The sequence below is a fragment of the Chthonobacter rhizosphaerae genome (genome assembly GCF_013839525.1).
Taxonomy (GTDB): domain Bacteria; phylum Pseudomonadota; class Alphaproteobacteria; order Rhizobiales; family Pleomorphomonadaceae; genus Chthonobacter; species Chthonobacter rhizosphaerae.
On sequence record NZ_JACDIS010000008.1, the window covers coordinates 117,561 to 141,840 of the forward strand.

Sequence of the window (24,280 nt, forward strand, 5' to 3'; positions counted from 1 at the left end):
CATGGCCGAGGGAGACGACAGCGACAAGACAGAAGAACCAACCCAGCGAAAACTGGACCAGGCGCTCGAACAGGGCGACGTCGCGAAAAGCCAGGAGGTGGTGACCTTCTTCACCCTGGCGGCGGTGACGCTGATCGTCTGGTCGGTGGGGAACGGCACGGTGACGGGGCTGGTGCCGCCGCTGCGGGGGCTTCTGGAGCACGCGGGCGACATCAGCATGGACGGGGGCGGGCTGCGCCGCCTGTTCCTGGCGGTGATCGCAGCGGTGGGCCTGGCGATCGCCGCGCCGGTGCTGCTGATGATGCTCGCCGGGATCGCCGGGCACGCGATCCAGCACCGGCTGGTGTTCTCGACGAAGACGATCCAGCCGCGCTTCTCCAAGGTGTCGCCGCTGCAGGGCCTGAAGCGGCTGTTCTCGCCGGAGACGCTGGCCAATTTCGTGAAGGGGCTGATCAAGCTCGCCCTCGTCGGCGGCGTCATGCTGTGGGTGCTGTGGCCGGAGCGCCAGCGGCTCGCCGGCATGGTGACCATGGATCCGGCGAGCCTCCTCGGCATCGCCCAGGCCGAGGCGGTGACCATGCTCGCCGCCATGCTGGCGATCGTGTTCCTGATCGGCATCGGCGACCTCATCTGGTCGCGCCAGCGCTGGCACCAGCGGCAGCGGATGTCGATGCAGGAGATCAAGGAGGAGTACAAGCAGACCGAAGGCGACCCGGCGGTGAAGGCGAAGATCAAGCAGATCCGCATGGAACGCTCGCGCCGACGCATGATGGCGGCGGTGCCGACCGCCACGGTGGTGGTCACCAACCCGACCCACTACGCGGTGGCGCTGAAGTACGAGGAAGGCATGCAGGCGCCGGTATGCGTGGCCAAGGGCACGGACGCGGTGGCGCTGAAGATCCGCGAGGTGGCGACCGCACACCAGGTGTCCATCGTGGAGAACCCGCCGCTCGCCCGGGCGCTCTACGCCACGGTGGAGCTCGACGAACTGGTGCCGGAGCAGCACTACAAGGCGGTGGCCGAGGTGATCGGCTTCGTGATGAACCTGAAGAAGAAGGCCAGCTGGCGCGGCTGACGGCGCCCGGCGCCGCCGCCTTTCTCGCCGGTTCGGGGTCCTCGCCGGTTCACCGGGGGCGGGGGAAAGGCTATGGAAGGGCGCGGATCCGGCGATTCCCGGGCTGCGGCGGATCGTCGGTCGTGGTTAATCTCAGATGCTGAACCCGAATCAAGGTTTTGAAGGCATGAGCGACAGCGACGCGGCTCCCTCGGTGGAGGCGGCGGTCATCGACCGGTCGGAGCGGGGCGGCAACGTGGGCCTGCTCGTGGCCCTGGCGCTCGCGCTGGTGACGGCCGCGGCCGTGTTCGCCATGCTCGACCGGTCGTCGGCGGAGCCCTACGTGCTCGGCCTCCTGGGGCTTCTCGCGGTGGTGGGGGTGTTCTCCCTGTTCGCCGGGGCGATCGGCCTGCTGAGGTTCGGCGCGAAGACGGACGGGCAGACGACGCTCGCCAAGCGCTTCCTGGACGGTACGTCGGACGGGGTCTGCGTGACCGACGACGAGGGCCGCATCATCTACGCCAACACCGCCTACGGCCGGCTGATCCGGGCCGAGACGGCGAGCGAGGTGCGCACGGTGGAGCGCGTCTTCTCCGGCGACCCGGACGCGGCGGACGCCATCTTCCGGCTGTCGCACGCCGCCCGGGAGGCCCGGACGGCGGAGGAGGAGGTGCGCGTCGCCCATCCGATCGGCCGCAGCGAGGGATCGGCGCGCTGGTACCGGATCCGGGTGCGCCCGCTCGGCGCCGGCGAGCCGCGCGACCTGACGGTCTGGCGCGTGACCGACGTGACGCGAGACCGGGACGAGCAGGAGGACAGCTTCCAGGCGCTGCAGCGGGCGGTGAACTTCCTCGACCACGCGCCGGCGGGCTTCTTCTCGTCGGACGCGCTCGGCCGCATCGTCTACATGAACGCCACCCTGGCGGACTGGCTGGGCTACGACCTCGCCGAGTTCGAGGTGGGCTCGGTGTCGCTGTCGGAGATGGTGGCGAGCGACGGCGCGGCGCTGCTGGACGGGGTGCGCGGCGCGCCAGGCGAGGTGAAGACCGGCATCGTGGACATCGACCTCGTGAAGCGCAACGGCCAGAGCCTGCCGGTGCGCCTCATCCACCGGGTGCCGGTGGGCACGGACGGCGCCGTGGGCGACAGCCGGACGCTGGTGCTCAACCGCTCGCCGGGGGAGGACATCTCCGAGTCGCTGCGCGCCGCCGAGGTGCGGTTCGCGCGCTTCTTCAACAACACGCCGATCGCCATCGCGTCGATCGACAAGGACGGCCGGATCGGCCGGACCAACGGTCCGTTCATGAAGCTGTTCGGCCCGTTCCTGAAGCAGGACAGCGGCGCGGCCCGCGGCCGGCTCGTCGACGTGGTGAGCCCGCGGGACCGGGACTCGGTCGCGGCGGCCGTGAAGGCGGCGGTGGAAGGGCAGGGGCAGATCCCGCCGATCGACGTGTCGCTCGCAGACGACAAGGGCCGGTCGGCGCGCTTCTTCGTGTCGTCCGTGGAGGAAGGCGCGGGCGACGGCGACGTGGGCGTGCTCTACGCCCTGGAGACGACCGAGCAGCGGGCGCTGGAGGCCCAGTTCGCCCAGGGCCAGAAGATGCAGGCGATCGGCCAGCTGGCCGGCGGCGTGGCGCACGACTTCAACAACGTGCTGACCGCCATCATCGGCTTCTCCGACCTGCTGCTGGCGAACCATCGGCCGACCGACCCGTCCTTCCAGGACATCATGAACATCAAGCAGAACGCCAACCGGGCGGCGGGCCTGGTGCGCCAGCTGCTGGCGTTCTCGCGACGGCAGACGCTGCGCCCGCAGGTGCTGAACCTGTCCGACGTGCTGGCCGACCTCTCGATCCTGCTCGACCGGCTGCTCGGCGAGAAGGTGAAGCTGAAGGTGGTGCACGGGCGCGACCTGTGGCCCGTGATGGCTGATCTCAACCAGCTGGAGCAGGTGGTGATCAACCTCGCGGTGAACGCCCGCGACGCCATGCCGGAGAGCGGGCGGGTGGAGGTCCGCACCCTGAACGTGACGGCGGAGCAGTCGGAGGCCTACGCCCACCAGGGCTTCGTGCCCGGCGACTACGTGATGATCGAGGTGGAGGACACCGGCACCGGCATGCCGCCGGAGATCATGGAGAAGATCTTCGAGCCGTTCTTCTCCACCAAGGAAGTGGGCAAGGGCACCGGCCTCGGCCTCTCGACGGTCTACGGCATCGTCAAGCAGACGGGCGGCTACATCTACCCGATCTCGGAGGTGGGCGTCGGCACCACGTTCCGGATCTTCCTGCCGCGCCATGTGCCGCTGCCCGACGCCCAGCCGAAGAAGAACGTGGAGGCGACGCCCATCGCCGACCTCACCGGCACGGCGACCATCCTGCTGGTCGAGGACGAGGAGGCGGTGCGGGCCTTCGCGGCGCGGGCGCTGAAGTCGCGCGGCTACACGGTGCACGAGGCCTCGTCCGGCACCGAGGCGCTGGAGGTGATGGAGGAGACCGGCGGCACCGTGGATCTCGTCGTCTCCGACGTGGTCATGCCCGAGATGGACGGGCCGTCGCTGCTGCGCGAGCTGCGCAAGACGCGGCCGGACCTGAAGATCATCTTCGTGTCGGGCTACGCGGAGGACGCCTTCAAGAAGAACCTGCCGGAGAACGAGCAGTTCAACTTCCTGCCCAAACCGTTCAGCCTGAAGCAGCTGGCGACCACCGTGAAGGAGACGCTGGCGCAGTGACGGCGGGCGGGGCGACGGCGGCACGCCTGCGCGACACTGTCGCAGGTCGCTCGCAGGGCCGCCCGCCGAGCCGACGAGCGGCGGGCTGGACCGCGCATCGACGTTGGGCCAAACAGGGGGCATGTCCTCGAAGCCCCTCCACTTCGCCCAGCCGCCGGCCGACCACGGGTTCGGCCAGGATCCCTATCCGGCCTACCACCGGATGCGCGCCCTCGGGCCCGCCGTCTTCTGGGAGGACTACGGCTTCTGGTGCTTCCCCGGCTTCGAGGCGGTGAGCGCGCTTCTGCGCGACAAGCGCTTCGGCCGGGCGGTGCTGCACGTGGCGAGCCGGCAGGAGCTGGGCTGGCCGGAGATCCCGGAGCGCCTGAAGCCCTTCTACGACGTGGAGGCGCATTCGCTGCTCGAGACCGAGCCGCCGGTCCACACGCGCCTGCGCACGCTCGTCAACCGTGCCTTCGTGAGCCAGGCGGTGGAGCGGCTGCGGCCGCGCATCACGGCGCTCGCCCACGAGCTGATCGACCGGTTCGAGCCCGCCGGGTCGGCCGACCTGATCGGGGCCTTCGCGACGCCGATCCCGGTGATCGTGATCGCCGATCTCCTCGGCGTGCCGGCCTCCATGGCGGACCAGCTGCTCGACTGGTCGCACCGGATGGTGGCCATGTACCAGTTCAACCGCACGCGGGCGATGGAGGACGACGCCGTGGCGGCGACCGAAGCCTTCGTTGCCTTCATGCGCTCCTACGTGGATGAGCGCCGGTCGCGGCCTGCGGACGACCTGATCAGCCACCTGATCGCCGCGGAGGAGGCGGGCGAACGGCTCTCCACGGACGAACTGATCACCACCTGCATCCTCCTTCTCAACGCAGGCCACGAGGCGACCGTGCACGCCATCGGCAACGGCGTGAAGGCCGTCCTGGAGGCGGGCGCCGACCCGGCCGCGGCCTTCGCGACGGCAAAGGCGACGGAGTCGGCGGTGGAGGAACTGCTGCGGTTCGACGCGCCGCTGCACCTCTTCACGCGCTACGCCCTGGAGGACGCCGAAGTCCACGGCGTGCCGCTGAAGCGCGGCGACCGGATCGGCCTCCTGCTCGGGGCGGCGAACCGGGACCCGGCGCGCTTCGCCGAGCCGGACCGGCTGATCCTCGACCGGACGGACGTCGCCAACGTGTCGTTCGGGGCGGGCATCCACTTCTGCGTCGGCGCGCCGCTCGCCCGGCTGGAGCTGCAGATCGCCCTGCCGGTGCTGTTCCGGCGCCTGCCGGGGCTGCGGCTCGCGGCGCAGCCGGTCTACGCGGACCGCTATCACTTCCACGGACTGAAGCGGCTGGACGTGACCTGGTGACAGTCGCCCTTGCGGTCAGCGCCAGGCTGATTGCCAATTTTTACGATATTCCGAGCCGAACTCTTGCTGATCTCGATCTACTATGTCGAGAATGTGGCATTGACCGCACCAGCGAGGGGCAATGGAACCCACACACCTGCTGATCTTCCTGGCCGGCGTCCTGGCCCAGCTCGTCGACGGCGCCCTCGGCATGGCGTTCGGCGTGACCGCGACGACCGTGCTCCTCAGTTTCGGCGTCGCGCCCGCCGCCGCCAGCACCATGGTGCACGTGGCGGAAATGTTCACCACGGCGGCGTCGGGAGCCTCCCACATCGCCCACCGCAACGTGGACTGGGCGATGCTGAAGCGTCTGGCCCTGCCCGGCATGGTGGGCGGCGTGCTTGGATCCACCCTTCTCGCCAACGTGGACGGAAACCTGATCCGCCCCTACGTGTCGGCCTACATGCTGGTCATGGGGGCGATCATCGTCGCCAAGGCGCTGCGCTGGCGGCCGCGGACGGCGGACATGCGCTGGGCGCCCGGCCTCGGCCTCGTCGGCGGGTTCCTCGACGCGGTGGGCGGCGGGGGCTGGGGTCCGATCGTCACGTCCACGCTGATCGGCCGCGGCGGCGTGCCGCGCAAGGTGATCGGCACGGTGAACACGACCGAATTCCTGGTCACAACGGCGACGTCCGCCGCGCTGGTGAGTCAGGTCGGGCTCGCCGACGTGTGGCCGGTGGTCTTCCTGGTGTTGGGCGGCCTCGTCGCCGCGCCGTTCGCCGGCTGGATCACCCGGGTGATGCCCGAGCGGGTGCTGATGAGCCTCGTCGGCTGCCTCGTGGTGCTGCTCGCCACGATCCAACTCGCCCAGCTGGCGCTCCGGTAGCGGGCGCGGCCCTTGGGCCGCCCCGAGGCCGAACCGGCCCGGGGGCGGGCCATCGGGGCTCACGTCGCCCCAGGTCCCGGCTCAGCCGGCGAGCGCGACGGCGATCTCGGCCGCCACGCGGGCGTTGTTCCTCACGAGAGCGATGTTGGTGGCGAGGCTGGCGCCCTTCGTGCGCTCCAGCATGTCGCCGAGGAGGAAGGGCGTGACCGCCTTGGCGGTGATGCCCCGCGCGGCGGCCGCGGCGAGCGCCGCCTCGATGTGGACGGCGATCTCGCCGGCCGGGATCTCGGCCTCGACCGGAACCGGGTTGGCGACGAGGACGCCGCCCTCGAGCCCGAGGCGGGCGCGGGCCTTCAGGAAGGCTGCGATCTCGCCGGCCGTGTCGGCGCGCAGCGGCGCCTTCAGGCCGGACGAGCGGCTCCAGAAGGCCGGAAACTCGTCCGTCCCGTAGCCGATCACCGGGACGCCCCTGGTCTCCAGCACCTCCAAGGTCTTCGGCAGGTCCAGGATGGCCTTGGCGCCGGCCGCCACCACGGTCACGGACGTGCGGCCGAGTTCCTCCAGGTCGGCGGAGACGTCGAACGTGGTCTCCGCGCCCCGGTGCACGCCGCCGATGCCGCCCGTGGCGAACACCTGGATGCCGGCGAGGCGGGCGGCGATCATGGTGGCCGCCACCGTGGTGGAGCCGGGCCGGCCGGTGGCGACCGCGAAGGCGAGGTCGGCGCGGGAGAGCTTCATGACGCCGACGGACCGGGCGAGCCGATCCAGCGTCCCCGCGTCCAGGCCCACGTGGATGGCGCCGTCCAGCACCGCGATGGTGGCCGGCACGGCGCCGGCTTCGCGGATCACCGTCTCCACGGCGCGGGCGGTCTCCACATTCTGCGGAAACGGCATGCCGTGGGTGACGATGGTGGACTCCAGCGCCACCAGGGGCTTGCCGGCGGCCTTTGCGGCGGCGGCTTCGGCGCCGAAGACGAGGGGAGCGGACGGGGAGATCATCGGTCGGGTGCCTTCATCGCGACATCGCGGGCGCGCCGGAGCACGGACGCCGGCAGGGCGGAAAGAGCGCCCGTGGCGGCGAGCGCCGCTCCGGCGGCTTCTACGCCGACCCCTACAGCATCGGCAAGGCCGCGGCCATGGGCGAGCGACAGGAGCGTGCCGGCGATGAGCGCGTCGCCGGCGCCGGTGACGTCTACCACCGGCGTCGGCGGCACCGCCACCGCGTGGATCTCTCCGTCGAGGAGAAGAGCCAGCGGCTGCGGGCCGGCGGTGACGACGGCGCGGGCGACGCCCATCGACCGGAGGGCCGCGGCCGCCTCCGCCGCCGTGGGGCAGGGCGCCCCGGCGAGCGCTTCCGCCGACGGGCGATTGACGAAAAGGAGCGCCCCGGCGCGCGCGGGCGCGAGCACGCGCGGAGCCTTGGCGCGGGAGACCGCGTCCACCGCGAGGCGCGGGCCGGCAGCCGCGGCGAGAGCGGCGAGCGTTTCGGCCGGCAGGTTGGCGTCGGCGAAGACGAGGCTCGCCTCGGCGAGCGCGGGGGCGAGCGGGGCGAGCCGGTCCGGCGTGAGGCGGTCGTAGACGGAGAGGTCGGACAGGGCGGCGACCAGTTCGCCGTCCTGGTCGTGGAGGGCCACGTAGGTGCCGGTGGCGACGGCCGGATCGCGCATCAGGTGGTCCGTGCCGATGCCGGCGGCGGCCAGGTGGGCGGCCAGCCAGTCCCCGGCCGGATCCGCGCCGAGGAGGGTGGCGAGCTGGACCGCCAACGGCGGGCCGGCCGCCGCGAGGAGGGCTGCCACGTTGCGGGCGACCCCGCCCGGCCGTTCGGCGACACGGCCGGGGCAGGACGTGCCGGGCTCGAACCGGCCGGCGGTGCGGCCCACCAGGTCCCGGTGGCAGCCGCCGATGGCCAGGATGGCGATCCGGCTCATCGGCGGGCCCGTGGGGACGCGGCCGGCGTCATGGCCGGCACCCGTCGGGGAACGGCGCGAGTCGCCTGTGCGCGGCCCGGTGGACGGGCTGGGGAGAGGCTGTGAACATCCCATGAACACATAGCAGAAAAATAATCTGAGTCAGGTGGTTAAGAGGACTCTTGTAAACCAGAACAAAGCGCGTACATTAACCTCAGTTTGAAAGCGTCGCCCGCTCGTGGAATAAGGGTCCGTCACATGTCGCAGAATACGCTACGCCTCGTCGAGGGAAGTTCAATGGACAAGACCAAGGCCCTGGATGCGGCCCTCTCGCAGATCGAGCGGGCGTTCGGCAAGGGCTCCATCATGCGCCTCGGCCAGGGCACGGCGGTGGAGGTGGAGACGATCCCGACCGGGTCGCTCGGCCTCGACATCGCGCTCGGCGTCGGCGGTCTGCCGCGCGGCCGCATCGTGGAGATCTACGGGCCGGAGTCGTCCGGCAAGACCACGCTGGCGCTCCACACCATCGCGGAGGCGCAGAAGCGCGGTGGCGTGTGCGCCTTCGTGGACGCCGAGCACGCGCTCGACCCGATCTACGCCCGCAAGCTCGGCGTGAACCTCGACGACCTGCTCGTCTCGCAGCCGGACGCCGGCGAGCAGGCGCTGGAGATCACCGACACGCTGGTCCGCTCCGGCGCGATCGACGTGCTGGTGGTCGACTCGGTCGCCGCGCTGACGCCGAAGGCGGAGCTCGAGGGCGAGATGGGCGACAGCCTGCCCGGCATGCAGGCCCGCCTGATGAGCCAGGCGCTGCGCAAGCTGACCGCTTCGATCTCCAAGTCGAAGACCATGGTGATCTTCATCAACCAGATCCGCATGAAGATCGGCGTGATGTTCGGCTCGCCGGAGACGACCACGGGCGGCAACGCGCTGAAGTTCTACGCCTCGGTGCGTCTCGACATTCGCCGCATCGGCGCCATCAAGGCGCGCGACGAGATCGTCGGCAACCAGACCCGCGTCAAGGTGGTGAAGAACAAGCTCGCGCCTCCGTTCAAGGAGGTCGAGTTCGACATCATGTACGGCGAGGGCGTGTCCAAGCTCGGCGAGCTGATCGACCTCGGCGTGAAGGCCGGGATCGTGGAGAAGTCCGGCGCCTGGTTCTCCTACAACAGCCAGCGGCTGGGGCAGGGGCGCGAGAACGCCAAGATCTTCCTTAAGGACAATCCGGCCGTCGCCAACGAGATCGAGCAGGCCATCCGCCAGAACGCGGGCGTGATCGCCAACTCGATCCTTCAGGGCGCGCCGGAGCCCGACGGGGACGCCGCCTCTCCCGACTTCGAGTGACCGATGGCCGGCGGAGACCTCTCCGCCGGCCATTCGCCGTCAAGAGACCCGTCTGGTCGGCCGGACGTGAATCGGGGGGCCGCCGGAGATCCCGGCGCCGCGGTGTGAAGGGTCCTGCCCGGGCCCGTGACTGGCGATCGCGGAGTCCGGATGGTCGGACCCGGGTGGCCGTTCGCCCGACGGGGAACCGCGGACGTCGATCCTTTGGAGATCCCGGGACGGCGATCCTGGACAGTGTCGTCGGCCACGGCTAAAACCCGAAGAAATACCGCCGTGAGGCCGTGGGTCTTGCGGCGGTTCCCGTTCGCGGCCGGCAATCGGCCGCCCGTCGGTGGTCGGGGCCGCATCGGCCCGGATCGTACCGGCGACGCCGCGGGCGGGGCGACAATCGGGAGCGGGCGTCCCTGGCTGGTCGGGGAGCGCGTCCGCCGCACACATCCAGGGTGATAAGAGCGTCATGAGCGGCGTCAACGAGATCCGGTCGACCTTCCTCGACTTCTTCGCCAAGAACGGCCACGAGCCGGTGGCGTCCAGCCCGCTCGTTCCGCGCAACGATCCGACGTTGATGTTCACCAACGCCGGCATGGTGCAGTTCAAGAACGTGTTCACGGGCCTGGAGAAGCGGCCTTACGTGCGGGCGGCCACGTCCCAGAAGTGCGTGCGCGCCGGCGGCAAGCACAACGACCTGGACAACGTGGGCTACACCGCCCGGCACCACACCTTCTTCGAGATGCTCGGCAACTTCTCGTTCGGGGACTATTTCAAGGAGCGGGCGATCGAACTCGCCTGGACGCTCGTGACCCGCGAGTTCGGCCTCCCGAAGGATCGCCTGCTGGTCACCGTCTATTCCGAGGACGACGAGGCGGCGGCCTTCTGGAGGAAGATCGCGGGTCTCTCGGACGACCGCATCATCCGCATCTCCACGTCCGACAACTTCTGGGCCATGGGCGACACCGGCCCGTGCGGCCCGTGCTCGGAAATCTTCTTCGACCACGGCGAGGGCATTCCGGGCGGTCCGCCGGGCTCGCCGGACGAGGACGGCGACCGGTTCATCGAGATCTGGAACCTCGTGTTCATGCAGTACGAGCAGGTGTCCAAGACCGAGCGCATCACCCTGCCTCGGCCGTCCATAGACACCGGCATGGGGCTGGAGCGCATCGCCGCCGTGCTCCAGGGCGTCCACAACAACTACGACATCGACCTCTTCAAGGCGCTGATCCGCGCCTCGGTGGAGGCCACCGGCGTTCCGGCCGAGGGCGGCCAGACCGCCAGCCACCGCATCATCGCCGACCACCTTCGGGCGTCATCCTTCCTGATCGCCGACGGCGTGCTGCCGTCGAACGAGGGCCGCGGCTACGTGCTCCGGCGCATCATGCGCCGCGCCATGCGCCACGCTCACCTGCTCGGCGCCGCCGATCCGCTGCTGCACCGGCTTGTGCCGGCGCTGGTGCGCGAGATGGGCCAGGCCTATCCGGAACTGGTGCGGGCCGAATCGCTCATCACCGAGACCCTGCGCCTGGAGGAGACCCGCTTCCGGCGTACGCTGGCGCGCGGCCTCGGCCTCCTCGACGAGGCGACCGCCGGGCTGGCGTCCGGCGGCCGGCTCGACGGCGAAACCGCCTTCAAGCTCTACGACACCTACGGCTTCCCCCTGGACCTGACGCAGGACGCCCTGAAGGCGCGCGGCATCGCGGTCGACACGGACGGCTTCGCCACCGCCATGGAACGGCAGAAGGCGGAGGCGCGCGCCAACTGGGCCGGGTCCGGCGAGGCCGCGACCGAGACGGTGTGGTTCGCGATCCGCGAGCGCGTCGGGGCGACCGAATTCCTCGGCTACGAGACCGAGGCCGCCGAGGGCGTCGTGACGGCGCTCGTCCAGGACGGCAAGGAGGTCGACACCCTGCCCGCCGGCTCCACCGGGGCGGTCATCCTCAACCAGACGCCCTTCTATGGCGAGTCGGGCGGCCAGGTGGGCGACGTGGGCACCATCACGGGTCCCGGGTTCCGGCTCGTCGTGACCGACACGCAGAAGAAGGCCGACGGTCTGTTCGTCCACTCGGTCCGGGTGGAGGAGGGCTCCGTCGCCGTCGGCGCGGCGGTGGAACTGGCCGTCGACCACGGCCGGCGGACGCGAATCCGCGCCAACCATTCCGCTACCCATCTTCTTCATGAGGCGCTGCGGCAGGTGCTCGGCACCCACGTGGCGCAGAAAGGCTCGCTCGTCTCTCCGGATCGCCTGCGCTTCGACTTCTCCCACCCGAAGCCCGTGCTGGACGAGGAGGCCGCCGAAGTGGAGCGCCTCGCCAACAGCATCGTCCTGCAGGACGCGCCCGTCAGCACCCGCCTGATGGCGGTGGACGACGCGATCGCGTCCGGCGCCATGGCGCTCTTCGGCGAGAAGTATGGCGACGAGGTGCGCGTGGTCTCCATGGGCACGGCGATCGAGGGCGAGAAGGCCGGCAGGACCTATTCGGTGGAGCTCTGCGGCGGCACCCACGTGGGCCGCACCGGCGAGATCGGCCTCGTGCACATCGTCAACGAGGGTGCGGTCGCGGCCGGCGTGCGGCGCCTGGAGGCCCTCACCGGCGACGCGGCCCGGCGCTATTTCGCCGATCAGGAGAAGCTCCTGAAGGAGATCGCCGGCACCTTGAAGGTGTCGGTGACCGACGTGGCCGATCGCGTCGCCACCCTGGTGGAGGACCGGCGCAAGCTGGAGCGCGACCTCGCCGATGCGCGCAAGAAGCTCGCCATGGGCGGTGGCGGCGGCGCGGCCGACGCGGTGCGGGAGATCGGCGGCGTGCGCCTCCTTGCCCGCGTGGCGGAGGGCGTCGCCCCGAAGGACCTGAAGGGCCTGGTGGACGAGGGCAAGAAGTCGCTCGGCTCCGGCGTGGTCGTGATGGTGGGCGTGTCGGAGGACGGCAAGGCCGGCGTGGTCGTCGGCGTGACGGACGACCTGACCAGCCGATTCTCGGCCGTGGACCTGGTGCGCCACGCCTCCGAGGCTCTCGGCGGCAAGGGCGGCGGCGGCCGCCCCGACATGGCCCAGGCCGGCGGCCCCGACGGCGCCAAGGCGAACGACGCCATCGCGGCGGTGGAGGCGGCGCTCGCGGCGGCGTGAGAATCGAACACCGGCGGCCGCCGGCGCCCTGGCGGCCGCGCGCGTCCGCGTGCAGGAACGCGTCGTCCCGCTTGCGTCGACAGCCAGAATAGACAGTGCCCAAACACAAAGCGGCGAGCCCGGGAGCTCGCCGCTTCTTGTTTGAGGAGACAAGGAAAAGGCGGCGGATCCGGCTGTTGCCGACCGCTGCCGCCCCTCCGCTTTAGGTCACCCCATGGCCTTCTGGAGGTTTTCGTCGATCTTGTCGAGGAAGCCGGTGGTGGACAGCCAGCCCTGCTCGGCGCCGACGAGGAGCGCGAGGTCCTTGGTCATGAAGCCGGCTTCGACGGTGTCGATGCAGACCTTCTCCAGCGTGCTCGCGAAGCGGGCGAGCTCGGCGTTGTCGTCGAGCTTGGCCCGGTGGGCGAGGCCGCGGGTCCAGGCGAAGATGGACGCGATCGAGTTCGTCGAGGTCTCCTTGCCCTGCTGGTGCGTGCGGTAGTGGCGCGTCACGGTGCCGTGGGCGGCCTCGGCCTCCACGGTCTTGCCGTCGGGCGTCATCAGCACGGAGGTCATGAGGCCGAGCGAGCCGAAGCCCTGGGCGACGGTGTCGGACTGCACGTCGCCGTCATAGTTCTTGCACGCCCAGACATAGCCGCCGGACCACTTCAGCGCCGAGGCGACCATGTCGTCGATCAGCCGGTGCTCGTAGGTGATCTTCGCCTCGGCGAACTTGTCCTTGAACTCGGCGTCGAACACCTCCTGGAAGATGTCCTTGAACCGGCCATCGTAGGCCTTGAGGATCGTGTTCTTGGTGGACAGGTAGACCGGATAGCCGCGCATCAGGCCGTAGTTCATGGACGCGCGGGCGAACTCGCGGATCGACTCGTCGAGGTTGTACATGGCCATGGCGACGCCGCCGGCCGGGAAGTCGTAGACGTCGTGCTCGATCGTCGTGCCGTCCTCGCCGACGAACTTGATGGTCAGCTTGCCCTTGCCCGGCACCACGAAATCGGTGGCACGATACTGGTCGCCGAAGGCATGACGGCCGATGATGACGGGCTTGGTCCAGCCCGGCACCAGGCGCGGCACGTTCTTGGCGATGATCGGCTCGCGGAAGATCACGCCGCCCAGGATGTTGCGGATGGTGCCGTTCGGCGACTTCCACATCTTCTTGAGGTTGAATTCCTTCACGCGCGCCTCGTCGGGCGTGATGGTGGCGCACTTCACGCCGACGCCATGCTTCTTGATCGCCTCGGCGGCGTCGACCGTCACCTTGTCGTCGGTGGCGTCGCGGTGCTCGATGCCGAGGTCGTAGTAGTGGAGGTCGATGTCCAGATAAGGATGGATCAGCTTGTCCTTGATGGCCTGCCAGATGATGCGGGTCATCTCGTCGCCGTCAAGTTCGACGACAGGGTTGGCAACCTTGATCTTGGACATGAGCGAGGGACCTCTCGTGAATGGCGCAAAGCCGGGGCGCGACCGGTCGATCGCGCCGGAGAGCGGCGGCGAGGGACCGCCGCGCGGACGTCGGTTCCATAGCATCGCAGCGCACACGCCGCAAAGGTCGCCGTTCGGATGATGGGAGTTGCCTATGGAGCGGTCGGCGCCGGTCGGGGTTCAGCGCGGCCGAGACATGGGCGAACGCGCTGCCTCAGGCGCCCGCGGACATCCGTGGACGACGGCTCTTGAACAAGCCCATGCCTCGTATTGGAGTCGGATTATACATTGTCAAACTTGACAAATCCGATAACGAGTCGGTAGGGTCGCGTCGACGGATTAACGGGGCTTGATCACATTGGCACATTCTCTTCGCAGTTTGTTCGGGGCAGCGGTCCTCGTCGTTTCGGCCGCGATGCAGACGTCTGTCATCCTCGTGGTCTCCGCCGGTCCGGGCCATGCGCAAGACGCGTTCACCCGGTTCGTTGTGATCATCAACGGGGTGCCGGTGACTGTGACATCACTGGAACAGGTGGCGCAGCTTGCCGCCGCCAACCCGTCGCTGGCAGCGGAGATAGCCACGCAGGCAGCTTCGGCAAACGCGTCATCGGCCGCAGCGATCGCCGCCGAGGTTGCGAAGGTCGTACCCGCCTCGGCGGCGTCCATCGCGGCGGAGGTTGCGAAAGCCGTGCCCGAGGCTGCGGTCTCGATCGCCGCGGAAGTGACGAAGGCTGCACCCGAACAGGCTGCCTCGATCGCCGAAGCGGTGACGAGGTCTGTTCCTGAAAAGGCTGCTTCGATTGCCGCCGCAGTGATCGAAGCGGCACCCGAGTCTGTGGTGTCGGTCTCGCAGGCGGTGACAAGCGTGCCGGGCGTGGACGTCGCATCTGTTGAAACGGCGGTCAACACTTCCGCCGGCGTCGACCAGACGGCGACCTCGGCCCTTCCGACGGGCACAACACCGGTCTATTGATCAGGATTGTTGAAATCGATCCGGTTTCACGGTTGGTCCCGATTCGTGGTTTGTCTGGTTCTATACTGGGTCGCTTGCGAGCCTTGACTGTGATGTGGCGCGCGGCGGCCCAGGTGGATCGGATCGGGCGTTTTGGCGAGTGTGGAGTAATTTGCAAGCTCCGTGAAGATCGGCAACGACTTGGCGGCGGAGCAAGACCGGCGAGTGCGTGAATTTGCCGGTCAATTCGTTCGGTCTGTTGCGCTGACGGCCAGTTTGGTGCCCATCGTAGCCATACGCCCAACTTGCCCAACCCATTCTGTTGGCGCCGTCACTCACAACGGTGGCGACTTTCAATTCGGACGATCGACACATCAGGCGACGGACGAAAAGCTCGCGAGTTGGCTCGGTCAGCCATCATGTCCAGATCGGCCCATTGATCGGAGAGTCGGACGACGCGGGCGGTTCGTCGAGCGTTTCGAGCGAGACAGTTGCGGGCTCGACCAGTCCTGTCCTGTTTGACTGCGATTCTGCACCAGTCAGGTCTTGTGGGAATGAGGTCCCGCAGCTGTCAGGTCCTGCGCCAGTCTGGCGTCAGCCGAGTGATTGAATCAGCCGGATTACGATCTACGATCCTATCGGTCCGTGCGCGGGACTGATGAGGCTTGGGGTTTGGATGACCGGTTGTATGGTTTGAAGCGGGATTGTTCGGGGTCGAATGCTTCGCGGTCGAATGCTCTATGGTTGATGGCTTTGCGGTTGAATGTTTTGCGGTCAATCGCCTTGTGGTCGGATGATGGCGGTGGGATGAGTCGTCGGTCATGGCGTCTGTCTTGTTTCGTTCGACAAATCGCAGGACCTCCAGACCCGGAAACGACGCCTCCGCCGTCGGCCGTCGATACGCAGTGCTGATCACGCTGCTGGTGCTTGTCTCTCCGATCCCGTTCGGGTCGGTGCCGCCGCTGTTCGGATGGCTCTTGGGCGGCGCGGTAGGTCTGACGAGTCTCGCCTATGCGGCCGCGATCCGGTTCGACGCCGACAGGCTCCGAATCCGGCCGTCGGCCGAACCGGTCGTCCTGGGCCTGATGGCGATGACGATCGGCTTGCTGCTGGTGCAAGTTGCTCCGCTACCGCTTCCGGCGAGCGAGGATGTGCGGCTGGCATCGGAGGCCCTGGGGAGGAACGTTCCGTCCCGGATTTCGGTTGATCCGGCCGCGACCGCGCTGCAGGCGGTCCGGTACGGGACCTACGGGCTGTTCACCTTCCTGTGCCTCCAGGTCGCCGCCCGCCAGGACAGAGCCCGTTTGCTCCTGGAGGCCCTGTTCTGGATCGCCGTCGCCCATGGGCTGCTGGCGCTCGTGTCGCTGTACGGGCTCAACGACAGTTTTCTTGGTCTGCCCAAATGGTATTTTCCGGGCGTCGCCACGGGCACCTTTTTCGCGCGCAACACGCTCGCCACCTTCATGGCCCTCGGGGCGGTGGCGGGGGCCGGTCTTCTGGCGCTTGTGGTCAACAAGCGGGGGACGCGGCGGCTGCGGCTCGATGCGGCTCCGGTGATCCTTCTCTACGTCACCGGCCTCGGGATCCTGCTGGCGACGACCTTCGCCACGGTGTCGCGCATGGGAATCGTGGTGGCGATCCTCGGGCCACTGCTGGTTCTCGGCAGTCTCGTCCACCGTACCCTGGTGGGCTTCTGGCAGCGCGTCATCGCCCTGTCGGCGATGTTCGGCGTGGTCCTCGTCGTGACGGCGACCTATGCCGACCGACTGCTCCTGCGAGTGGGGTCGCTCGAGGCGGACGGAGACCTGCGGTGGGCGGCGCAACGGCAGACATGGGAACTCGTCCTTCAGCGGCCCTGGGCCGGCTGGGGCGGCGGGACCTTCCCGATCGCCTTTCCGCTCGTCCGGCACGCACCGCTGGACCCGAACGCGAACTGGACCTACACCCATAGTCTCTACCTGGAACTCTGGTCCGATCTCGGCCTGATCGTAGGCAGCTTTCCGGTCCTTTGCGTGCTTGTGCTCGCCCGGCGCGCTCTGGTGGGAACGGTCCGGAGCGGGACGCGGTGGCCCTATGGCATGGTGGCTATAGCAGCCGTGCTGGTGGCAGGGCTGCATTCCGTCGTGGATTTCAGCCTTCAGGTGCCGTCCGTCGTGCTCTTTTTTCTCGCGCTGCTGGCCATCGGAACGGCGCAGGCGCACAGCCGCTCTCCAAGGTGACCGCATCGTTCGGTCTATGCAGAGCCGTCGGTACCGCGCCGGTCGTTCTCATCGGTGCAATTCGACGCAAATCTGCCGGTCCGCGGCAAGGAAATCCTGCCCAGTCTTCTTGGTCGTTATTTATGACATGGGTGTTCTGATGGGGGTCCTTCGACTGGAGGAGGTCTTCCGTGAAACGTCTCAGCGCTTGTCTGGCTGCTCTCGCCTATCTGTGCGTCACCTCATCGGCCCACGCCTTGACGCCGGCGCTTGGCAAAAACCTGCGAAACCTGCCCAAGGCGGGTCCGATCGCCCTCGGGGGCGTGACACAGCCGCCGCTCGGCTTCGTGTTCTATTGCGCCAGGGACCCCCGCGCCTGCCAGCCGGCGTCCAGCCGATCCGTGGACGTCACCAAGGACGGCCGCGTGGTGATGGGGCCGGAGGTGGCCAGCGCCATCATGGCCGTGAACATGAAGGTCAACCGCGAGATCCGGCCCGTCGCCGAGTCGCCCGGCGCGCCGGACGTCTGGGAGGCGAACGTGGCGGCGGGCGACTGCGAGGATTTCGCGCTGACCAAGCAGCGCAGGCTTCTGAAGGCCGGCTGGCCGTCCTCCGCGCTGCTGATGGCGAAGGTCCGCATGCGGGACGGGAGCTATCACGCCATCCTCGTGACGCGTACCAGCACCGGCGATTACGTGCTCGACAACATGACCGACGAGATCCGGCCTTGGAACGAGGCGCCCTATCGGTTCATCGGGGTGCAGTCGCCCAACGATCCCGCCGTCTGGCGCAAGGTGTGATGCGGCTGGCACAGGCCGGTTCGACGATCGGTAAATCCGACATTGCGGGTGGCGAAATCGTCAGCTAAGCAGGCGCGGTGGTGCGAGGTGGGCCGCGTCATGGGCCAGAGATTCGATCGGGTTTCGATGTGGCTGCTTGGCCTGATGGCGGGCGGAATGGTGGTCGGCGCGGTCGCCCTCGTGCCCGTGGAACTTCGGCCCTATCTGGACCAGCTCGCCGACCACAAGGCTCTCTTCGAGAGATACCGGGCGAGGGCCGGCGACGACCGGCCCTTCGTCAGCCTGAACGCCTGGAAGATGGAGCTCGACCGTTGCGCCAATCTCTCGCCGGCGCTCATCGGCGGATCGGAAGGCGGCGGACCGGAGATGGCGGAGATCCTGGACGTATGCGGGGCGATGGCCGAGGCGGCCGTCGCCGGGTCGCCGAACTTCGCCTACGGTTGGTACATCGCCGGTGGCGCCGCGATGCGGACAGGCAAGCCCGCAGAGGCCTATCGGCGCTATCTCAGGTCCGCGGCCACGAATCCGGCCGAGATCTGGATCGCGTCGCTGCGGTTCCAGGTGTTCGACCGGCCGGGCGTTCAGCTGCCCGCGGACGTGGCCGCGGCGGCCGACCGGGACGTGGCGCTTCTGCTTGCGAACGGGGCCAGCTTGGAGCGCGTCGCCCGCCGCTACGTGGACGATCCGGCGTTCCGCAAGCGCCTGCCCGCCATCGCGGGGGCGCTTTCGGCCGATCGGCAGGCCGACTTCGTCGGGCGCGTCCGACAGTTGATGGCGCGCGATCGTGCCAGGCCTCAGGCCGCGCCGGCCATGCCGTCGCCCGGCTGAACCGGGCCCCGGCGGCCCGGCTGAACCGGGCGGAGACGGACCGGGCCGGGAGCGCCGGTCAGGGGCGCGGCTGATCAGGCAGCAGGGCCGACACGAGGCGCACGGCGTCCCGGGCGTAGGACCCGTCGCGGTGTACGAGCGACTGCACCAGCGCGCCATCGACCACGACGGCGATAAGCCGCGCGTTTTCCGGGTCCCGGCCCTCGGCGGCGAGGAGCTTCGCGAACCAGAGCTCCACCGCCTTCTTGCCGCTGGCCGCCAGCCGGCGCGCCGGATGGTTCGGCAGTGCGCCGAGTTCCGTGGCGAACCGGATGAAGCCGAGGTCCGACCAGGATCCGCTGTCGATCCAGTCGCCGATGTGGAGGAGCAGCCGCTCGGCGCGCTCGCGCACGGTGAGGCTCGGGTCCTCGCCGCCGGCCCATTCCACGAAGCGTTTCAAGGTCGGATGCTGCTCGGCCGTCACGCAGGCGGCGGCGAGGTCGTCCTTCTTGCTGAAGTGGTAGAGAAGACCGCGCTTCGTGATGCCTGCCGATCGGGCGACGTCCTCCAGGCTCACCTGGGAGAGGCCCCGCTCTTCGAACAGACGACCCGCTTCCGCTACGATCCTCTCGCGTGTCGAAGTTCCATCCCGCGGCATTCGATCAGGTCCTTGTCGGTCGACGTATGAAGGCGTGCACATTCACCTCCGGACAGGCGGCCAGGGCCCGGTGACGGGTGCGGGAGGGCGAGTATTTCGGGCGGTCGGTGCGGTCCCCTGATCGCTCTCCGGGCCGGCCGGGCGCACGCATGCGACTCGGCAGGTCTGGACAACGGGAATGGTCGCGCCTAACACCCAGTGAGTCCCTTTCCGTCGCGTCCGGCGAGCAGATCACTTGTCCGAAACTGCATCTTCCTCCCCCGTCGTGGTCCTCGTCGAACCCCAGATGGGTGAAAATATCGGCGCGGCCGCTCGCGCCATGGCGAATTTCGGTCTGACGGACCTGCGCCTGGTGCGGCCGCGGGACGGCTGGCCGAACGAGAAGGCCACCGCGGCAGCGAGCCGGGCCGATCATGTGATCGCCGCCACGCGGGTGTTCGACAGCGTGGAGGCGGCAATCGCCGACCTCGGCTTCGTCTACGCGACCACGGCCCGCGACCGGGACCTGACCAAGGAGGTGGTCGGCCCCGTGGAGGCCGGGCGCCGCCTCAGGGGCTTCGCGGCCCAGTCGGTGAAGACCGGCCTCCTGTTCGGGCGCGAGCGCTGGGGCCTCGACAACGACGAGATCGCGCTCGCCGACCAGATCCTCACTCTCCCGGTGGTGCCGGAGTTCGCGTCGCTGAACATCGCCCAGGCCGTGCTGGTGATCGCCTATGAATGGCGCAAGGCCGGCTTCGAGGCCGAAGACGGCGGCCTGCCGTTCGGCATGCCGGAGCGCTCCCCGCCTGCCACCAAGGAGGAGCTCGTCCACCTGTTCGAGCACCTGGAAAGCGCGCTCGACGAACGGTCCTTCTTCCGCCCTGCGGAGAAGCGGGAACCGATGGTGCGGAACCTCAGGGCCATCTTCCAGCGCGTGCAGCTCACCGCCCAGGAGGTTCGCACGCTGCGCGGCATCATCGCGACGCTCGAGGGGCGGCCGACCCGGCCCACCAAGGTGAAGGGCCCGGCCAAGACTTCGAAGGACGACGAGGCGCCTCTCCCGGACGGAGACGGCGGCGAGCCCGGTTAGGCAGGCGCCATGCGGCTCCTCGTGTTCGACAGCGGCGTGGGCGGGCTCTCGGTGGTGCGGGAGATCCTTCGGTCGCGGCCCGACGCGGACATCGCCTATGTGGCGGACACGGCGGTGTTTCCCTATGGCGATCTCGCCCCGGACGTGCTGGTCGACCGGGTGGTCGCGGTGATGGACGCGGTGCTGCCGGACCTGCGGGCGGACGCGGCGGTGATCGCCTGCAACACGGCCTCGACCCTCGTCCTGCCGCCGCTGAGAGCCCGGTTCGCCGTGCCGTTCGTCGGCACGGTGCCGGCGGTGAAGCCGGCGGCCGCCTCCAGCCGCACGCGCCGGGTGAGCGTGCTGGCGACGCCGGGGACGGTGAAGCGCGACTACACGCGTGACCTGATCCGCGAGCACGGCCAGGACTGCCGGTTCGCCCTGGTGGGCTCGTCCCTGCTGGCGACCCTGGTGGAGCGGCAGCTGGCGGGCGAAGACGTGCCGGACGCGGCCTATGCGGCCGAGATCGCCCCGTGCTTCGTGGACGACGGGGGCGCGCGGACCGACACGGTGGTGCTCGCCTGCACGCACTTCCCGCTCGTGCTCGACCGGCTCCGGGCCGTCGCACCCTGGGCGGTGGACTGGATCGACCCGGCGCCGGCGATCGCCCGCCGGGTGACGACGGTCACCGAGGGTGCAGGGGCGGGAGACGGACGGCGCGCCGTGATGGCGACGGGCCGCCCACCGTCGCCGGTGCTCCTGGAGAGGCTCGGGTTTCCGGCGGCGTCCATGCTCGCCGTCTGATCGGCCGAGGGGGCGGGGTCGCCGGGCGTGTGCCGTGCCGGGACCATGCGGCGACAGGATTCTTCGCCGCAGGGGAGGGCAGACGGCGGAGCCTGCCGGAGGGGGCGGGCCGATGGGCAATGGCTAGGCGCGTTGGCATGCGGCCCGCCGTGGCGGCCGGCGGATTTCAGGCCTTTGGGTTTGACTTGCGGCCGATCCTCGTCTAATCACCCCACCAACGCGCGCGGGTCCCCTGGGCCCGCGTCTGTCGTTCACGCACCCGTGGATCGGACTGCCTCGCGCTCACCCGGTCCTGTCGGCCACCTGTCGGATCCGTTCGCGGATCCAAATGGTGCGCAAAGGAGGGCGTGTGTCCTGAAGAACGATCCTACCAAGAACGGGATACGCGATGTCCAAGCGCCATAGCGCCAAGTACAAGATCGACCGTCGCCTCGGCGAAAACCTCTGGGGCCGCCCCAAGAGCCCGGTCAACAAGCGCGAATACGGCCCGGGCCAGCACGGCCAGCGCCGCAAGGGCAAGCTCAGCGACTTCGGTCAGCAGCTGCGCGCCAAGCAGAAGCTCAAGGGCTACTACGCGAACATTTCCGAGAAGCAATTCTACGGCGTCTACCAGGAAGCGTCCCGCCTGCGCGGCGACACCTCCGAGTCGCTGATCGGCCTCCTGGAGAGCCGCCTCGACGCGGTGGTGTTCCGTGCCAAGTTCGTGCCGACGCCGTTCGCGGCCCGGCAGTTCATCAACCACGGCCACATCAACGTGAACGGCAAGCGGGTCAACATCCCGAGCTACCGGGTGAAGGCCGGCGACGTGATCGAGGTCCGTCAGAAGTCCAAGGAACTGGCGATCGTCCTTGAGTCCGTGTCGCTCGCCGAGCGCGACGTGCCGGAGTACATCGAGGCCGACCACTCCAAGATGACCGCGCGGTTCGTGCGCATGCCGGCTCTCGGCGATGTGCCCTATGCGGTGCAGATGGAGCCGAACCTGGTCGTCGAGTTCTACTCGCGCTGATCCGAACCGTTCAGGTTCGTCGGCATCGTCAAGCCGCCCGGTCCGCCGGGCGGCTTTTATCTTGGGGGCAAAGGGAGCCGGCAGGGGGGCAGCACGCAGGGAGTGGGGCAGGGCGGTGGTCAGCACGCGCGGGGCCGGCGGCGCGCCAGCGCTTCGCCGGGTGCGGCGGGACGTCGCTGATTTGTTCAGCCCTTGAAGTTTATCGGATCGGCCCCGATATCAGCCTCGTCGGCAAGCCGGCCGCCCTCTTGGGCGTATCCTCCCTAGACTCGGGCCGCGCGGTGCGCGGCCTTTTCTTTTGGGGCACCGCGGCCTTGAGCGCGGGTCAGGTTCGGCCCAGCTTTTCCTTCAAGGCGTCGATGCGGCGCGACGCTTCAGCCTTGTCCAGGTCGTCCGCGAAAGCCTCGGCATCGCCGGCCTCCTCGGACAGGGTCTTCAGGTAGGACGCCTGGGCTCCGGTCATCGGATCATGGCCGGAGACCCACTCGTCGGGGTCCTTCTCCAGATTAGAACTCGGATTCGGGTCCTGCTTGGGATTCGACACGATCGTCTCCGTCGTCGTTCATGGTTTGTACTAGAAAAACGCAGCGGCGACGTGGGGGTTCCGAGCTCTCGATGGTGTGGCGGACCCGCGCGGTCAATTGTCACACGAACGTCAGAAAACAGGCTGGAGATGCATCTTGAGGCAGCCTGAATGCCTGTTTCCTGGGCTTTTCCTGGTGCAGCGCAATATGGCCCTCGTCGGACCGTCCCCTGGAACGCGGTTGCCTGCCGAACATTCCTGTCTAACATACCAGGATCGCTCTGCTGCGATGCGTGAATATGGGGCATTGGATATGGCTAGGCATCGATATTATGTCGTCGCCATGGACGAGCAATGGGCCGTCAAGGCGGGGGATGACCACTGCATCCCGTGCGCGACCCAGGACGAGGCCGTGTGCACGGCCAAGCGGGTGGCCAAGCAGCATCACCGCTCCGGCGACCTCTCTGAGATCATCGTTCCGGACCAGCACGGCTATCCGCGCACGGCCTGGAGCTACGGCTGAGCCGTCGTCCGAACTGCCGCCCTCATTCGCCGCACCCGTCCGTGTTTTCGGGCCGGAGCGTTCGTACGCATGAAAAGAGGCCACTCGCTTTCACGAGTGGCCTCTTCATTGCCGTCCACAGGCAACGGGGCGGTGGGGGGCGATAACTCCATCACCTGGTGGACGGCCCCGCCCGCCTTGACGGCGAGCGGATGGACCGAGAGCGAACGACCAACCGGCGAGATCGCCGTCGAACCGAGCACTCGAATGTCGCGGGAAATTCCCCACCCGTAGGCAATAACGGCCCGGACCCAATCCGGTTCCATGGCTCGGGAAAAAATCGTCATTCGCCTGGATGATGTCGCGCGCTGCGACGGCCGGACGGGTAACGGGCGGGCAGTGTGTTCGGCGGGTGCCGAAAACAGAAACGCCGGCCCTGGGGCCGGCGCTCTCGAAAGTCGAACGGTGGGGCGGTCGCGGTCAGACGCTGGTCTTCACCGGCACGCCGGCGCCCGACAGGTGGCTCTGCAACTCGCCGTGCTGGAACATCTCGCGGACGATGTCGCAACCGCCGACGAACTCGCCCTTCACGTAAAGCTGCGGGATGGTGGGCCAGTTGGTGTAGGACTTGATGCCCTCGCGCAGCTGGTCGTTCTCCAGCACGTTGATGCCCTTGTAGGGCACGCCGAGGTGGTTGAGGATCTGGACCACCTGGCCGGAGAAGCCGCACATGGGGAAGTCCGGGGTGCCCTTCATGAACAGCACCACGTCGTTGGACTTCACCTCGTTGTCGATGAAGGCATGAATAGGCTCGGACATTTCGTCATTTCCTCTCATCTCGCCGGGGTCAAGGTCCGGCGGCTTGGAATCCTTGCGCCGGGCGGAGCTCAGGCCGCCCACGCGGGCGGGTTCAGGCGGGCGCGCTCGTCTGGAGGGCCAGGGCGTGGAGCTGGCCGCCCATCTTGCCCTGGAGGGCGTTGTAGACGAGCTGGTGCTGCTTCACCCGCGTCAGCCCCCGGAAGGCCTCCGAGACGACGATCGCCGAATAGTGGTCGCCGTCACCGGCGAGATCGCGAATCTCGATCTTCGCGTCCGGCAGCGCTTCCTTGATCATCGCCTCGATCTCACGGGCCTGCATGGCCATGTCGCTCATCCCCTTCGTGGTTGGGGGCGTTAGCCGCCCCATTCCGTTGCCCCACGCGCGC

At 68.7% G+C, this 24,280-nt stretch carries 21 protein-coding genes; 14 read left to right on the forward strand and 7 right to left on the reverse strand.

The genetic code is table 11. The features are described from left to right. Nucleotide 1: 1 nt before the first annotated feature. From flhB to HND91_RS15515, 4 genes are all read left to right on the forward strand, one after another. The gene (gene flhB / locus HND91_RS15500; protein ID WP_181707509.1) at nucleotides 2-1,075 is read left to right on the forward strand and encodes a flagellar biosynthesis protein FlhB; all 1,074 of its coding nucleotides are present in this window, start codon (nucleotides 2-4) and stop codon (nucleotides 1,073-1,075) included. 166 nt (nucleotides 1,076-1,241) lie between these two features. Further along, entirely contained in the window at nucleotides 1,242-3,782 is a 2,541-nt protein-coding gene (gene cckA, locus HND91_RS15505; RefSeq protein ID WP_181707510.1) for a cell cycle histidine kinase CckA, read from the forward strand. A 121-nt stretch (nucleotides 3,783-3,903) separates the two neighbouring features. Then, nucleotides 3,904-5,124 carry a cytochrome P450 gene (locus HND91_RS15510; protein WP_181707511.1) on the forward strand — a complete coding sequence of 407 codons (1,221 nt, stop codon included), beginning with the start codon at nucleotides 3,904-3,906 and terminating at the stop codon, nucleotides 5,122-5,124. 121 nt (nucleotides 5,125-5,245) lie between these two features. Further along, nucleotides 5,246-5,989, forward strand: a complete 744-nt coding sequence (locus tag HND91_RS15515; protein ID WP_181707512.1) for a sulfite exporter TauE/SafE family protein — start codon at nucleotides 5,246-5,248, stop codon at nucleotides 5,987-5,989. An 81-nt stretch (nucleotides 5,990-6,070) separates the two neighbouring features. Here the strand turns inward: HND91_RS15515 and HND91_RS15520 are convergent, their stop codons facing one another. Together HND91_RS15520 and HND91_RS15525 are read right to left on the reverse strand one after the other, a co-directional pair. Beyond that, on the reverse strand, nucleotides 6,071-6,988 hold the full coding sequence (locus HND91_RS15520) for a pseudouridine-5'-phosphate glycosidase (RefSeq protein ID WP_181707513.1): 918 nt from the start codon (nucleotides 6,986-6,988) through the stop codon (nucleotides 6,071-6,073). Further along, entirely contained in the window at nucleotides 6,985-7,917 is a 933-nt protein-coding gene (locus HND91_RS15525; RefSeq protein WP_181707514.1) for a PfkB family carbohydrate kinase, read from the reverse strand. Before HND91_RS15525 ends, HND91_RS15520 begins: the two co-directional genes overlap by 4 nt. A 237-nt stretch (nucleotides 7,918-8,154) precedes the next feature. Between HND91_RS15525 and recA the strand changes: the two genes are divergently transcribed. Beyond that, on the forward strand, nucleotides 8,155-9,240 hold the full coding sequence (recA, locus tag HND91_RS15530) for a recombinase RecA (RefSeq protein ID WP_181707515.1): 1,086 nt from the start codon (nucleotides 8,155-8,157) through the stop codon (nucleotides 9,238-9,240). A gap of 457 nt (nucleotides 9,241-9,697) precedes the next feature. Further along, nucleotides 9,698-12,358 carry an alanine--tRNA ligase gene (alaS, locus tag HND91_RS15535; RefSeq protein WP_181707516.1) on the forward strand — a complete coding sequence of 887 codons (2,661 nt, stop codon included), beginning with the start codon at nucleotides 9,698-9,700 and terminating at the stop codon, nucleotides 12,356-12,358. Between the two features lie 207 nt (nucleotides 12,359-12,565). Here the strand turns inward: alaS and HND91_RS15540 are convergent, their stop codons facing one another. Next, nucleotides 12,566-13,777 carry an NADP-dependent isocitrate dehydrogenase gene (locus tag HND91_RS15540; protein ID WP_181707517.1) on the reverse strand — a complete coding sequence of 404 codons (1,212 nt, stop codon included), beginning with the start codon at nucleotides 13,775-13,777 and terminating at the stop codon, nucleotides 12,566-12,568. A 349-nt stretch (nucleotides 13,778-14,126) separates the two neighbouring features. Here HND91_RS15540 and HND91_RS15545 point away from each other — a divergent pair, with 349 nt between their 5' ends. The 4 genes from HND91_RS15545 to HND91_RS15560 all read left to right on the forward strand — a co-directional run bounded on the left by HND91_RS15545 (nucleotide 14,127) and on the right by HND91_RS15560 (nucleotide 18,555). Further along, nucleotides 14,127-14,750: a hypothetical protein gene (locus HND91_RS15545; RefSeq protein ID WP_181707518.1), complete on the forward strand. Its 624-nt coding sequence runs from the start codon at nucleotides 14,127-14,129 to the stop codon at nucleotides 14,748-14,750. A gap of 884 nt (nucleotides 14,751-15,634) precedes the next feature. Continuing rightward, nucleotides 15,635-16,948: an O-antigen ligase family protein gene (locus tag HND91_RS15550; protein WP_181707519.1), complete on the forward strand. Its 1,314-nt coding sequence runs from the start codon at nucleotides 15,635-15,637 to the stop codon at nucleotides 16,946-16,948. 170 nt (nucleotides 16,949-17,118) lie between these two features. Then, nucleotides 17,119-17,727: a transglutaminase-like cysteine peptidase gene (locus HND91_RS15555; RefSeq protein ID WP_181707520.1), complete on the forward strand. Its 609-nt coding sequence runs from the start codon at nucleotides 17,119-17,121 to the stop codon at nucleotides 17,725-17,727. Between the two features lie 99 nt (nucleotides 17,728-17,826). Then, on the forward strand, nucleotides 17,827-18,555 hold the full coding sequence (locus tag HND91_RS15560) for a hypothetical protein (RefSeq protein WP_181707521.1): 729 nt from the start codon (nucleotides 17,827-17,829) through the stop codon (nucleotides 18,553-18,555). Nucleotides 18,556-18,613: 58 nt separating this feature from the next. Here the strand turns inward: HND91_RS15560 and HND91_RS15565 are convergent, their stop codons facing one another. After that, a complete protein-coding gene (locus tag HND91_RS15565) occupies nucleotides 18,614-19,234 on the reverse strand; it encodes a TetR/AcrR family transcriptional regulator (RefSeq protein ID WP_343057352.1) in 621 nt (206 codons plus the stop codon). Between the two features lie 193 nt (nucleotides 19,235-19,427). Here HND91_RS15565 and HND91_RS15570 point away from each other — a divergent pair, with 193 nt between their 5' ends. From HND91_RS15570 to rpsD, 3 genes are all read left to right on the forward strand, one after another. Continuing rightward, complete coding sequence (locus HND91_RS15570) at nucleotides 19,428-20,261, forward strand: RNA methyltransferase (RefSeq protein WP_281379117.1); 834 nt, start codon at nucleotides 19,428-19,430, stop codon at nucleotides 20,259-20,261. Nucleotides 20,262-20,270: 9 nt separating this feature from the next. Then, nucleotides 20,271-21,044, forward strand: a complete 774-nt coding sequence (gene murI / locus HND91_RS15575; protein ID WP_181707524.1) for a glutamate racemase — start codon at nucleotides 20,271-20,273, stop codon at nucleotides 21,042-21,044. Between the two features lie 388 nt (nucleotides 21,045-21,432). Further along, a complete protein-coding gene (gene rpsD, locus HND91_RS15580) occupies nucleotides 21,433-22,050 on the forward strand; it encodes a 30S ribosomal protein S4 (RefSeq protein ID WP_181707526.1) in 618 nt (205 codons plus the stop codon). Between the two features lie 325 nt (nucleotides 22,051-22,375). On the opposite strand, the gene HND91_RS15585 is transcribed toward rpsD, so the two are convergent. Next, on the reverse strand, nucleotides 22,376-22,597 hold the full coding sequence (locus tag HND91_RS15585; RefSeq protein WP_181707621.1) for a DUF3072 domain-containing protein: 222 nt from the start codon (nucleotides 22,595-22,597) through the stop codon (nucleotides 22,376-22,378). Nucleotides 22,598-22,886: 289 nt separating this feature from the next. On the opposite strand from HND91_RS15585, the gene HND91_RS15590 reads away from it, so the two are divergent. After that, a complete protein-coding gene (locus tag HND91_RS15590; RefSeq protein ID WP_181707528.1) occupies nucleotides 22,887-23,096 on the forward strand; it encodes a DUF2188 domain-containing protein in 210 nt (69 codons plus the stop codon). Between the two features lie 459 nt (nucleotides 23,097-23,555). Here HND91_RS15590 and grxD read toward each other — a convergent pair whose 3' ends face one another. Further along, complete coding sequence (gene grxD, locus HND91_RS15595) at nucleotides 23,556-23,894, reverse strand: Grx4 family monothiol glutaredoxin (RefSeq protein WP_181707529.1); 339 nt, start codon at nucleotides 23,892-23,894, stop codon at nucleotides 23,556-23,558. A 91-nt stretch (nucleotides 23,895-23,985) separates the two neighbouring features. Beyond that, a complete protein-coding gene (locus tag HND91_RS15600) occupies nucleotides 23,986-24,219 on the reverse strand; it encodes a BolA family protein (RefSeq protein ID WP_181707530.1) in 234 nt (77 codons plus the stop codon). Nucleotides 24,220-24,280: the final 61 nt, after the last annotated feature.

What these genes read in the sequence shown, in the direction of transcription:
- flhB (WP_181707509.1), top strand. Translation starts at nt 2, where the DNA reads ATGGCCGAGGGAGACGACAGCGACAAGACAGAAGAACCAACCCAGCGA.
- cckA (WP_181707510.1), top strand. Translation starts at nt 1,242, where the DNA reads ATGAGCGACAGCGACGCGGCTCCCTCGGTGGAGGCGGCGGTCATCGAC.
- HND91_RS15510 (WP_181707511.1), top strand. Translation starts at nt 3,904, where the DNA reads ATGTCCTCGAAGCCCCTCCACTTCGCCCAGCCGCCGGCCGACCACGGG.
- HND91_RS15515 (WP_181707512.1), top strand. Translation starts at nt 5,246, where the DNA reads ATGGAACCCACACACCTGCTGATCTTCCTGGCCGGCGTCCTGGCCCAG.
- HND91_RS15520 (WP_181707513.1), bottom strand. Translation starts at nt 6,988, where the DNA reads ATGATCTCCCCGTCCGCTCCCCTCGTCTTCGGCGCCGAAGCCGCCGCC.
- HND91_RS15525 (WP_181707514.1), bottom strand. Translation starts at nt 7,917, where the DNA reads ATGAGCCGGATCGCCATCCTGGCCATCGGCGGCTGCCACCGGGACCTG.
- recA (WP_181707515.1), top strand. Translation starts at nt 8,155, where the DNA reads ATGTCGCAGAATACGCTACGCCTCGTCGAGGGAAGTTCAATGGACAAG.
- alaS (WP_181707516.1), top strand. Translation starts at nt 9,698, where the DNA reads ATGAGCGGCGTCAACGAGATCCGGTCGACCTTCCTCGACTTCTTCGCC.
- HND91_RS15540 (WP_181707517.1), bottom strand. Translation starts at nt 13,777, where the DNA reads ATGTCCAAGATCAAGGTTGCCAACCCTGTCGTCGAACTTGACGGCGAC.
- HND91_RS15560 (WP_181707521.1), top strand. Translation starts at nt 17,827, where the DNA reads ATGGGCCAGAGATTCGATCGGGTTTCGATGTGGCTGCTTGGCCTGATG.
- HND91_RS15565 (WP_343057352.1), bottom strand. Translation starts at nt 19,234, where the DNA reads ATGTGCACGCCTTCATACGTCGACCGACAAGGACCTGATCGAATGCCG.
- murI (WP_181707524.1), top strand. Translation starts at nt 20,271, where the DNA reads ATGCGGCTCCTCGTGTTCGACAGCGGCGTGGGCGGGCTCTCGGTGGTG.
- rpsD (WP_181707526.1), top strand. Translation starts at nt 21,433, where the DNA reads ATGTCCAAGCGCCATAGCGCCAAGTACAAGATCGACCGTCGCCTCGGC.
- HND91_RS15590 (WP_181707528.1), top strand. Translation starts at nt 22,887, where the DNA reads ATGGCTAGGCATCGATATTATGTCGTCGCCATGGACGAGCAATGGGCC.
- grxD (WP_181707529.1), bottom strand. Translation starts at nt 23,894, where the DNA reads ATGTCCGAGCCTATTCATGCCTTCATCGACAACGAGGTGAAGTCCAAC.
- HND91_RS15600 (WP_181707530.1), bottom strand. Translation starts at nt 24,219, where the DNA reads ATGGCCATGCAGGCCCGTGAGATCGAGGCGATGATCAAGGAAGCGCTG.